A 415-nucleotide genomic window follows, 5' to 3' on the forward strand; every position below is an offset into this window, starting at 1 on the left:
GCGGCACGGCGCCGATGCGCACCTGGGCGATGTCGCGGATCAGCACGGGCGTGCCGCCCCGGGACGCGACCACGATGCGGCCGATGTCCTCGGCCGAGCGCAGCAGGCCCAGGCCGCGGATGGTGTACTGCTGCGCGCCCTGCGCGACGTAGCTGCCGCCCGCGTTGGCGTTGCCGCGGCCCAGCACGTCCAGCAGGTTCTGGAAGCTCACCTTGTACGCGCGCAGCTTGTCCATGTCGGGCTGCACTTCGTACTGCTTGATGGCGCCGCCCATGGCGACCACGTCGGCCACGCCGGGTACCTGCCGCAGCGCGCGTTCCACCGTCCAGTCCTCGATGGTGCGGATGTCGGTGGTGGTGAGGCCGTCGCCCTTGAGGCGATAGCGCATGATCTCGCCCACCGGCGTGGCGTTGGG

Annotated in this window: 1 protein-coding gene; it reads right to left on the reverse strand. The window is 71.3% G+C overall.

The genetic code is table 11. The features are described 5' to 3' along the window. Positions 1 to 415, reverse strand: a 415-nt coding sequence (locus KDK95_RS39025) for an efflux RND transporter permease subunit (protein ID WP_212522665.1), incomplete at both ends; no start/stop codon positions are given.

This window comes from Actinospica acidithermotolerans (genome assembly GCF_018139625.1).
Taxonomy (GTDB): domain Bacteria; phylum Actinomycetota; class Actinomycetes; order Streptomycetales; family Catenulisporaceae; genus Actinospica; species Actinospica acidithermotolerans.